Raw genomic sequence first — 10,057 nt, 5'->3', positions numbered from 1 at the left:
TTGTTAAGCACTTTTCCAATCAGTCAGGTGTATCCGAAGATACTGCATCCGAAGATGCTTTTCTCTGCCTGAATCCGGTAAGTGCCCACACAGTTTGCTTGGCTTGATATATTGTTAAAGAACGTTCGCTTCTTTCTGAAGCGGGATGCGTATTTTACGTCATCCTTTGCCAGCGTCAAGATCCTTTTCGATCTTTTTTTTCAGGCGCTAAGCGCCGCTGGCCGTTATCTCTGGGGCTCTGCCCTCGGTGACAACGGCGGCGAATTATAAGGATCGTTGCAGCCGGCGCAAGATCTTTTTTCGAAAAAACATTTGATCGCGTTTTTTTTGAGCAATTTGAACGATCTTTAGCTACCTATTGTCTATAAAGACTGCTAATGTTCTGTAAATCGTTAATTAGAAAAAGAACAAGGTAACGAGCAAATGGGGGGTGCGCAACGAATGAAAGCGACAGTAGCACTAACAATCTTATTGGCATTTAGCGCCTCGCAGACTTCTCATGCGTTGGCGATAGGTGATGAAATAGCCCATTACGAGGCCGAAAGCTATCAGCTTACCGAAGAAAATAAACGTCTGGTAAATACCTATTTAAGAATGTTCCGCTATTATACCAAGCGGAATTTTTCCGCAACACGAACGGTACGGGTACTAATGAGCAATTACCCGCAGCATGTCGAACCCATCCTTCATGCTGCCTTCGAACGCTATCCTAAGAGTTACGAACATATTATAAAAGCAGCAATTAACGCCGAGCCCGCCTTTACCAAAGACATTATGGCTGTCGCGCTGCATACCGGTGTGGCCAAACCTGCGGAGTTGGTACGCATTGCGGTAGAAGCTGAGCCAGCCTACGCGGATGAAATTGTCACTGAGGTTGGTCGGGTGAATCCCGAAGAGGTTGAAGAACTCGTTCGCGTCGCTGTCCGGGTCGAACCCGAAATGGCTGACAGTATTATGCAGTCGGCAAGCGCGTCGCAACCAGAGAAGGTCGAAGGAATTGTTCATGCGACTTTAAGTGTACTCCCGGACTTTGGCGCCTATTTGAAGAGTTCCCTGTCAGACCTTATTAACCTGGTGACAGGAAATGATACAGATAGCAATGCTATCACCGGGCAACGCGAAGCTATATCGGTATTAAAAGGGGCTTATCGCGCAGGTATGAGTTATGAAGAAGTACAGGCCATCGCCGATGCTCACGGTATTGACAAGCAACAGCTCGCCGCAGCTATCGAAGTGCAACAATAATCTTCTTTTGCTTGCAGACAAAAAAAAGCCGCTCGTATGAGCGGCTTTTTTGTTCTCCCGAAGGAGTTTTACTCTTCTACTGCAACTTCTTCAGCTTCAGTAGCTTCAACTTCTGGACGGTCAACTAGCTCAACATAAGCCATTGGTGCATTGTCACCGGCGCGGAAGCCACACTTCATAATACGAGTGTAACCACCAGCGCGTTCTTGATAACGCGGGCCAAGTTCGTTGAACAACTTACCAACCACATCTTTATCGCGAGTGCGAGCGAATGCCAAACGACGGTTCGCTACGCTGTCTTGCTTAGATAAAGTGATAAGCGGCTCAATAACGCGGCGAAGTTCTTTTGCTTTAGGAAGTGTCGTTTTGATCACTTCGTGACGCACAAGTGAGCTTGCCATGTTGCTGAACATCGCTTTGCGATGGCTGCTGTTGCGGTTGAGTTGACGACCACTCTTACGATGGCGCATACCTATACCCTTCTCAGTAATTCTCTGTAAAAGATAACTTAGTCGCGATCAACAAGGCTTGCTGGCGGCCAGTTCTCCAGGCGCATGCCCAAAGACAAACCACGAGACGCAAGCACGTCTTTGATCTCGGTCAGCGATTTCTTACCAAGGTTTGGAGTCTTCAACAACTCAACCTCAGTGCGCTGAACTAAGTCACCAATGTACTGAATAGCTTCTGCTTTCAAACAGTTCGCAGAACGCACAGTTAATTCCAAATCGTCTACCGGACGTAACAGAATCGGATCGAATTCCGGCTTCTCTTCTTTCTCTTCCGGCTCGCTCATGTCACGCAGCTCAACAAAGGCTTCTAACTGCTCAGCCAGAATTGTTGCTGCACGGCGAATCGCTTCCTCTGGATCCAGAGTGCCATTCGTTTCCATGTCGATAACCAGTTTGTCCAGGTCGGTACGTTGTTCAACACGTGCTGAATCAACGTTATACGCAATGCGCTCAACCGGACTAAAAGAAGCGTCAACAAGCAGAAGACCGATCGGACGCTCTTCATCGTCAGCGGACTGACGTGCCGAAGCTGGAACGTAACCGCGACCACGCTCAACTTTGATTGACATTTCAATCTCAGTATCGCCTGTTAAAGTACAGATCAAGTGGTCTGGGTTAATGATTTCGATATCGCCGTCATGGGTGATATCGCCAGCCTTGACAGGGCCCGCTCCAGATTTTTTCAAGGTCAGCATAGCTTCATCTTTACCTTCCATGGTAACTGCCAAGCCTTTCAGGTTGAGCAGAATTTCGATGACATCTTCCTGAACACCCTCTTTGCTGCTGTACTCGTGCTGCACACCTTCGATTTTCACTTCAGTCACTGCCACACCTGGCATGGACGAAAGTAAAATACGGCGCAGTGCGTTGCCCAGCGTGTGACCAAAGCCACGCTCAAGAGGCTCCAACGTCACCTTTGCGTGAGTCGGGCTGATTTGTTCAATGTCCACTAGCCTTGGTTTAAGGAATTCGGTAACAGAACCCTGCATTGTGTCCTCTCTTTATGCTTAAGCTTTACTTAGAGTAAAGCTCTACGATCAACTGTTCGTTAATTTCAGCAGACAAGTCTGAACGCTCTGGAAGACGCTTAAATTGACCTTCCATTTTGTTCCCGTCTACTTCTAACCACACTGGTTTTTCACGCTGGTCAGCGAGTTCCAGTGCAGCGGCGATGCGTGCCTGCTTTTTCGCTTTTTCGCGAACGGACACAACATCTTCCGGACGAACTTTGAACGACGGAATGTTGACTACCTGGCCATTCACTACCACAGCTTTGTGGCTGACCAACTGACGAGCTTCAGCACGTGTTGACGCGAATCCCATGCGGTAAACCACGTTGTCCAAGCGTTGCTCAAGCAATTGCAGCAAGTTCTCACCAGTGTTGCCCTTAATACGGGCAGCTTCTTTGTAATAGTTACGGAATTGCTTTTCCAGTACGCCGTACATACGACGAACTTTTTGCTTTTCACGCAACTGTAAACCGTAATCAGACAAACGGCCACGACGTGCGCCGTGCTGACCCGGTGCGCTCTCGAGTTTACACTTCGAGTCGATAGCGCGTACGCCGCTTTTCAGGAACAGGTCAGTTCCTTCGCGACGACTCAGTTTGAGTTTTGGACCCAAATATCTAGCCATGTTCTTTCTCCAACTATCGTATGGCGCCTATTAAACGCGACGTTTCTTAGGCGGACGACAACCGTTGTGAGGAATAGGCGTCACATCAGTAATATTAGTGATGCGATAACCTACAGCGTTCAACGCGCGAATTGATGATTCGCGACCAGGACCTGGGCCCTTAACGAACACTTCAAGGTTTTTCAAACCATATTCCTTCGCCATTTCACCCGCGCGCTCAGCAGCAACCTGTGCAGCGAATGGTGTTGATTTACGTGAACCACGGAAACCAGAACCACCTGCAGTTGCCCATGCTAACGCGTTACCTTGACGGTCAGTGATGGTCACAATGGTGTTATTGAAAGATGCATGGATGTGAGCCATGCCATCAGCGACTTGCTTTTTAACGCGCTTACGAGTACGAGTTGGTTGTTTAGCCATTTCTCAACTCCTTACTTCTTAATTGGTTTACGCGGACCTTTACGGGTACGCGCATTTGTTTTGGTGCGCTGTCCACGTAGAGGCAAGCCACGACGATGACGAAGGCCACGGTAACATCCGAGGTCCATCAAGCGTTTGATGTTCATAGAAACTTCACGACGTAGGTCGCCTTCTACAGCGAATTTACCTACTGCTTCGCGAAGCAGATCTAGTTTTTCTTCTGACAAAGAGCCGATCGTAGTATCTTCTTCGATACCCACCGCAGCAAGGATATGCTTCGAGCGAGTACGACCGATACCATAGATCGCAGTCAGGGCAATGACTGCATGCTTATTGTCAGGAACGTTAATGCCAGCGATACGGGCCACTAACACGTCTCCTTTAGTTTATGGGTGACCAGTTGAAAAGCCCGTTAGGATACTCAACCAGTCGCCAGATTGCAAACATATCAAAGCCGCAGCCAGGAATTTTTTCGAGGCTGCGGGCTTCTTCTTCGAATTAACCTTGCCGTTGCTTGTGCTTAGGGTCACTGCAAATTACACGCACAACACCGTTGCGCTTGATAACTTTACAGTTACGGCAGATTTTCTTCACGGAAGCACGAACTTTCATTGCTACACTCCGTAATTATCCAATCTTAACGGCCGAAGCCTTTAAGATTAGCTTTTTTCAGGACCGAGTCATACTGATGTGACATCAGATGCGTTTGGACCTGCGCCATAAAATCCATGATAACCACAACGATAATCAATAACGATGTACCGCCAAAGTAGAACTGAACGTTCCACGCAATCATCATGAACTCTGGAACCAAACAGACAAAGGTAATGTACATCGCGCCTGCAAGTGTCAGACGGGTCATTACTTTATCGATGTAACGCGAGGTTTGCTCACCTGGACGAATACCAGGGATAAACGCTCCCGACTTCTTCAGGTTATCTGCTGTCTCGCGTGGATTAAACACCAGCGCGGTATAGAAGAAACAGAAGAAGATAATTGCCGCTGCATAAAGCATTACGTACAGAGGCTGACCTGGTGACAGAGTCAACGACAGCTCCTGCAGGAAGTTTGCTACCATGCCTTCGCCCTGGCCGAACCAGGTAGCGATAGTGCTTGGGAACAAAATAATGCTCGATGCAAAAATCGGCGGAATTACGCCTGCCATATTAACTTTCAATGGCAGATGCGTGCTTTGCGCGGCAAAGACTTTACGTCCTTGCTGACGTTTCGCGTAGTTTACCACAATTCGGCGCTGACCGCGCTCCACAAAAACTACGAAATACGTTACTGCGAAAACAATCACACCAATCAGCAATAACAACAATAAATGTAAATCACCCTGACGTGCTTGCTCAGCCGTTTGCCCGATGGCAGACGGTAGGCCCGCAACAATACCGGTGAAAATAAGAATAGAGATACCGTTACCAATCCCACGCTCAGTGATTTGTTCACCTAACCACATCAGGAACATTGTTCCGGTGACCAGGCTCACAACCGCTGTAAAGTAGAATCCAAAGCCCGGATCGATCACGAGTCCTGGCATCAGACTTGGTAGGCCAGTGGCAATACCAATTGATTGGAACGTTGCCAGCACCAGGGTGCCCCAACGCGTGTATTGACTAATCTTACGCCGACCAGCTTCACCTTCTTTCTTAAGCTCAGCCAACCGTGGGTGTACCACAGAGGCCAACTGCATAATAATCGATGCGGTGATATACGGCATAATACCCAAAGCGAGTACTGATGCGCGCTCAAGCGCACCACCGCTGAACATGTTAAACATGGCAACGATGGTGTCTTTTTGCTGTTCGAACAATTGAGCCAATACAGCGGCATCAATACCAGGAATAGGCACAAAGGAGCCCGCACGGAACACGATTAACGCGCCGAGTACAAACAGCAGGCGTCGTTTTAGTTCCGAGGTGCCGCCTTGAGCTCTGTTAGATTCCAATCCTGGTTTAGCCATTTGCTCTATCCTTCGATTTTGCCGCCAGCAGCTTCAATAGCTTCGCGGGCGCCTTTGGTGACCTTAATGCCTTGTACTGTAACGGCACGATTGATTTCGCCTGACTTGATTACTTTAACATGCAAGATGTCGTTACGAATCAAGCCAGCTTCTTTCAAACTCGCCATAGTTACAGTTTCGCCAGCAACTTTTGCAATCTCAGCAAGGTTTACTTCTGCAGTCACGAATGACTTGCGTGAAGTGAAACCAAACTTCGGCAAGCGACGCTGGATTGGCATTTGACCGCCTTCGAAACCTGGCTTCACAGTACCGCCTGAGCGAGACTTCTGACCTTTATGGCCACGACCACCAGTTTTTCCTAAGCCTGAGCCAATACCGCGTCCAACACGCTTCTTGCTGGTTTTAGCACCAGGTGCAGGGGAGAGTGAGTTCAAGAACATCGTATTAGTCCTCCACCTTTACCATGTAAGTGACTTGGTTCACCATGCCGCGGACGGCTGGAGTATCTTCCAGCTCGACCGTGTGACCAATGCGGCGCAGACCAAGACCACGTAGAGTAGCTTTATGCTTCGGCAAACGACCGATTGAGCTACGCGTCTGTGTTACTTTAATTGTCTTATTCGCCATTGTTCACTACCCCAGAATGTCTTCAACGCGCAATCCACGCTTAGCCGCCACTTGATCTGGCGACTTCATGTTGTGAAGTGCCTTAATCGTGGCACGTACAACGTTGATTGGGTTGGTTGAACCATATGCTTTTGACAGCACGTTGTGCACGCCTGCTACTTCCAGTACTGCACGCATCGCACCACCGGCGATGATACCTGTACCTTCAGAGGCTGGCTGCATGAATACCTGTGAACCTGAGTGACGGCCTTTTACAGGGTGTTGCAAAGTGTCGCCTTTCAGCTGCACGGTTACCATGTTGCGGCGCGCTTTTTCCATTGCTTTTTGAATAGCAGCTGGAACTTCGCGAGCTTTACCGTAACCGAAACCCACTTTACCCTGACCATCACCAACCACGGTCAGTGCAGTGAAGCTAAAGATACGACCACCTTTAACTACTTTTGCTACACGGTTGACTGTGATTAGCTTTTCTTGCAGGTCACTTTGTTGAGCTTCTACATTTGCATTTGCCATGTTCGTCTCCTAGAACTGAAGTCCAGCTTCACGCGCTGCGTCAGCCAAAGCGGCTACGCGACCGTGATAACGGAAACCACTGCGATCAAAAGCGACATCTTTGATGCCTTTTTCCATCGCCCGTTCAGCGATCAACTTTCCAACCGTTTTCGCTGCGTCGACGTTACCGGTTGATTTAACCGCGTCACGAACAGACTTTTCTACAGTTGAAGCTGAAGCTACTACTTCAGAACCGTTCGGTGCAATGAGCTGTGCGTAAATATGCCGTGGTGTACGGTGAACGACCAGGCGGTTTGCACCCAACTCAAGCATTTTCTTACGTGCGCGAGTGGCGCGGCGTAAGCGAGCTGTTTTCTTGTCCATCGTCTTACCTTACTTTTTCTTGGCTTCTTTACGGCGTACCTGCTCATCGGCATAACGTACACCTTTGCCTTTGTAAGGCTCTGGCTTACGGTATGCGCGAATGTTAGCGGCTACTTGACCCACTAACTGCTTGTCTACACCTTTAACGACTACTTCAGTTTGTGTTGGGACTTCGATAGTAATTCCCTGTGGGATATCGAACTCTACAGGATGAGAGAAGCCCAGGGTCAGGTTCAGTTTAGAACCGGCAGTATTTGCACGGTAACCAACACCTACCAGCTGTAGCTTGCGCTCATAACCTTGCGCAACACCAACCACCATGTTTTGCAGTAACGCGCGTGCGGTACCCGCTTGAGCAGTTGCATTTGCAACGCCGTCACGTGGAACGGTACGCAGAACGTTGTCTTCTTGAACTACTTCGACAGCGTCGTTAACTACACGGCTCAATGAGCCTTTGGCACCTTTAATTGTCACTTCCTGGCCATTTAGCGTAACTTCAACGCCAGCAGGAATGGCAATAGGTGCTTTAGCAACTCGTGACATTTCCTAACTCCTCGTTACGCTACGTAACCGATAACTTCACCGCCAAGACCCGCTTTGCGAGCGGCACGGTCGGTCATCAGGCCTTTAGAAGTTGAGACGACAGCCACACCTAAACCACCCATTACTTTAGGCAGTTCGTTGCGTTTCTTATAGATACGCAGACCAGGGCGACTTACGCGCTCAATTGATTCGATAACAGGTTTGCCTTCAAAGTATTTCAAAGTAACTTCCAGCTCAGCTTTCACTTCACCAGAAACACTGAAATCCGCGATATAACCTTCTTCTTTCAGAACTTGGGCAATAGCCACTTTCTGCTTAGAAGCAGGCATGCGCACGGCGACTTTGTTAGCACCCTGAGCGTTGCGGATGCGAGTGAACATATCCGCAATTGGATCTTGCATGCTCATATTTGCTTTCTCCCGTGACTCGTGGCTTACCAGCTAGCTTTTTTCAAGCCAGGAATTTCACCGCGCATCGCTTTCTCACGAACTTTGATTCGGCTCATACCGAATTTACGTAAGAAACCGTGAGGGCGGCCTGTAACGCGGCAGCGGTTACGCTGACGGGTTGGGCTTGAATCACGCGGGAGACTTTGCAATTTCAGCACGGCTTCCCAACGCTCTTCATCCGAAGAATTCGGATCGCTGATCACAGCTTTAAGTGCGATGCGTTTCTCTGCGTATTTAGCAGCAAGCTTTTGACGCTTGCGCTCACGCATTTTCATTGCTTCTTTAGCCATAACTCTACACCTTACTTCTTGAACGGGAAGTTAAAGGCAGCGAGCAAAGCGCGAGCTTCGACATCAGTGCCTGCAGTAGTTGTGATAGTGATATCCAAACCACGTACCCGGTCAACTTTATCAAAGTCGATTTCAGGGAAGATGATTTGCTCACGCACACCCATACTATAATTTCCACGTCCGTCGAATGATTTAGGGTTCAAACCACGGAAGTCACGAACACGAGGAATTGCAATAGAGATTAAACGCTCTAAGAAATCCCACATACGCTCGCCACGCAGAGTCACTTTACAGCCAATTGGGTAGCCTTCACGGATTTTGAAGCCAGCGACAGATTTACGAGCAACGGTACGAACCGGGCGTTGACCAGAAATCGCTTCCAGGTCTGCCACTGCGTTGTCGAGAATCTTTTTGTCAGCCAGAGCTTCACCAACACCCATGTTTAGGGTGATTTTCTCAATCCGAGGGACTTGCATGACGCTGTTGTAGCTGAACTGTTTAACCAGCTCAGGAACTACTGATTCTTTGTAAAAATCATGCAGTTTCGCCATCGTAAAACTCCAAATAAAAAATTAAATGATTGCGTTGTTCGACTTAAAGAAACGAACTTTTTTGCCGTCTTCAAGTTTGAAACCAACACGATCTGCTTTACCAGTCTCTGGGTTATAAATCGCTACGTTAGAAACGTCGATTGAAGCTTCTTGCTCCATCACACCGCCAGCAACGCCAAGAGCCGGGTTAGGCTTCTGGTGTTTCTTAACGATGTTTACGCCTTCAACGAAAACACGATTTTTAGCGGTGTCGACTTTCAGCACTTTACCGCGCTTACCTTTGTCTTTACCTGCCAGGACTACTACTTCGTCATCACGTTTGATTTTTGCCGCCATAACTGACTCCTTACAGTACTTCTGGTGCCAGAGAAACAATCTTCATAAATTGCTCAGAGCGCAATTCACGAGTCACTGGTCCAAAGATACGAGTGCCAATAGGCTGTTGGTTGTTATTCAACAATACAGCCGCGTTGCGGTCAAAACGGATGACTGACCCGTCTTGACGACGGACGCCTTTTCTGGTGCGAACGACCACCGCATTAACTACGTCACCTTTCTTCACTTTACCGCGAGGAATCGCTTCTTTAACAGAAACTTTGATGATGTCGCCAATGTTTGCGTAACGGCGGTGCGAGCCACCCAGAACCTTAATACATTGTACGCTGCGTGCGCCCGAGTTATCGGCCACTTCCAGTGTAGTTTGCATTTGGATCATTGCAGTGCTCCGCTTGATTAATAAAACAGACCCTCTCGGGTCGCTGTCCGTCCTTTTACTCAGCTAACGTCAGATACTTCTGAATTTTAGAGAATAAAAGACTTCCCCTTATAAAAAGGGCGGCGAATTGTAACAGATAAAATTTCAGGATGATAGTGCCAGAAGGGAAATTCTTTCAGGAAACCAGGACCTGCTGCCCGACACTCACAAAGCGGACAAATAATAGCAAAA

At 48.3% G+C, this 10,057-nt stretch carries 18 protein-coding genes; 1 reads left to right on the top strand and 17 read right to left on the bottom strand.

Going from position 1 to position 10,057, the window contains the following annotated elements; translation table 11 throughout:
- Positions 1-441 precede the first annotated feature (441 nt).
- Positions 442-1,245 carry a hypothetical protein gene (locus CWI71_RS11980; protein WP_126755507.1) on the top strand — a complete coding sequence of 268 codons (804 nt, stop codon included), beginning with the start codon at positions 442-444 and terminating at the stop codon, positions 1,243-1,245.
- A gap of 68 nt (positions 1,246-1,313) precedes the next feature.
- On the opposite strand, the gene rplQ is transcribed toward CWI71_RS11980, so the two are convergent.
- The 17 genes from rplQ to rplN all read right to left on the bottom strand — a co-directional run bounded on the left by rplQ (position 1,314) and on the right by rplN (position 9,826).
- Complete coding sequence (gene rplQ / locus CWI71_RS11975; RefSeq protein ID WP_126755506.1) at positions 1,314-1,715, bottom strand: 50S ribosomal protein L17; 402 nt, start codon at positions 1,713-1,715, stop codon at positions 1,314-1,316.
- A gap of 38 nt (positions 1,716-1,753) precedes the next feature.
- Entirely contained in the window at positions 1,754-2,743 is a 990-nt protein-coding gene (locus CWI71_RS11970) for a DNA-directed RNA polymerase subunit alpha (RefSeq protein ID WP_126755505.1), read from the bottom strand.
- Positions 2,744-2,768: 25 nt separating this feature from the next.
- Positions 2,769-3,389 (bottom strand): 30S ribosomal protein S4, encoded by a 621-nt coding sequence (rpsD, locus tag CWI71_RS11965; RefSeq protein WP_126755504.1) that lies wholly within the window; start codon positions 3,387-3,389, stop codon positions 2,769-2,771.
- A gap of 30 nt (positions 3,390-3,419) precedes the next feature.
- A complete protein-coding gene (gene rpsK / locus CWI71_RS11960; protein ID WP_034734070.1) occupies positions 3,420-3,809 on the bottom strand; it encodes a 30S ribosomal protein S11 in 390 nt (129 codons plus the stop codon).
- A gap of 11 nt (positions 3,810-3,820) precedes the next feature.
- A complete protein-coding gene (gene rpsM / locus CWI71_RS11955; RefSeq protein ID WP_126755503.1) occupies positions 3,821-4,177 on the bottom strand; it encodes a 30S ribosomal protein S13 in 357 nt (118 codons plus the stop codon).
- Between the two features lie 130 nt (positions 4,178-4,307).
- A complete protein-coding gene (gene rpmJ, locus CWI71_RS11950) occupies positions 4,308-4,421 on the bottom strand; it encodes a 50S ribosomal protein L36 (RefSeq protein WP_055439830.1) in 114 nt (37 codons plus the stop codon).
- A gap of 25 nt (positions 4,422-4,446) precedes the next feature.
- A complete protein-coding gene (gene secY / locus CWI71_RS11945) occupies positions 4,447-5,775 on the bottom strand; it encodes a preprotein translocase subunit SecY (RefSeq protein WP_126755502.1) in 1,329 nt (442 codons plus the stop codon).
- Positions 5,776-5,780: 5 nt separating this feature from the next.
- On the bottom strand, positions 5,781-6,215 hold the full coding sequence (rplO, locus tag CWI71_RS11940) for a 50S ribosomal protein L15 (RefSeq protein WP_126755501.1): 435 nt from the start codon (positions 6,213-6,215) through the stop codon (positions 5,781-5,783).
- A 4-nt stretch (positions 6,216-6,219) separates the two neighbouring features.
- Positions 6,220-6,402, bottom strand: coding sequence for a 50S ribosomal protein L30 (gene rpmD, locus CWI71_RS11935; RefSeq protein WP_126755500.1), 183 nt, complete (start codon positions 6,400-6,402; stop codon positions 6,220-6,222).
- A gap of 6 nt (positions 6,403-6,408) precedes the next feature.
- On the bottom strand, positions 6,409-6,915 hold the full coding sequence (rpsE, locus tag CWI71_RS11930; protein ID WP_126755499.1) for a 30S ribosomal protein S5: 507 nt from the start codon (positions 6,913-6,915) through the stop codon (positions 6,409-6,411).
- A 9-nt stretch (positions 6,916-6,924) separates the two neighbouring features.
- Entirely contained in the window at positions 6,925-7,278 is a 354-nt protein-coding gene (gene rplR, locus CWI71_RS11925; RefSeq protein WP_126755498.1) for a 50S ribosomal protein L18, read from the bottom strand.
- A gap of 9 nt (positions 7,279-7,287) precedes the next feature.
- Positions 7,288-7,821 (bottom strand): 50S ribosomal protein L6, encoded by a 534-nt coding sequence (gene rplF, locus CWI71_RS11920; protein WP_126755497.1) that lies wholly within the window; start codon positions 7,819-7,821, stop codon positions 7,288-7,290.
- Between the two features lie 14 nt (positions 7,822-7,835).
- A complete protein-coding gene (gene rpsH / locus CWI71_RS11915) occupies positions 7,836-8,228 on the bottom strand; it encodes a 30S ribosomal protein S8 (RefSeq protein ID WP_034734085.1) in 393 nt (130 codons plus the stop codon).
- A gap of 26 nt (positions 8,229-8,254) precedes the next feature.
- Positions 8,255-8,560, bottom strand: coding sequence for a 30S ribosomal protein S14 (gene rpsN / locus CWI71_RS11910; protein WP_126755496.1), 306 nt, complete (start codon positions 8,558-8,560; stop codon positions 8,255-8,257).
- Between the two features lie 11 nt (positions 8,561-8,571).
- Positions 8,572-9,111, bottom strand: coding sequence for a 50S ribosomal protein L5 (gene rplE / locus CWI71_RS11905; protein ID WP_126755495.1), 540 nt, complete (start codon positions 9,109-9,111; stop codon positions 8,572-8,574).
- A 21-nt stretch (positions 9,112-9,132) separates the two neighbouring features.
- Positions 9,133-9,447: a 50S ribosomal protein L24 gene (gene rplX / locus CWI71_RS11900; protein WP_126755494.1), complete on the bottom strand. Its 315-nt coding sequence runs from the start codon at positions 9,445-9,447 to the stop codon at positions 9,133-9,135.
- Between the two features lie 10 nt (positions 9,448-9,457).
- A complete protein-coding gene (gene rplN, locus CWI71_RS11895; protein WP_026861019.1) occupies positions 9,458-9,826 on the bottom strand; it encodes a 50S ribosomal protein L14 in 369 nt (122 codons plus the stop codon).
- Between the last annotated feature and the right edge of the window lie 231 nt (positions 9,827-10,057).

The organism is Pseudidiomarina insulisalsae (assembly GCF_003987065.1).
Classification (GTDB): domain Bacteria; phylum Pseudomonadota; class Gammaproteobacteria; order Enterobacterales; family Alteromonadaceae; genus Pseudidiomarina; species Pseudidiomarina insulisalsae.
Note: the sequence above shows the minus strand (reverse complement) of the source record. Positions and strands in the feature narration are given on the sequence as shown.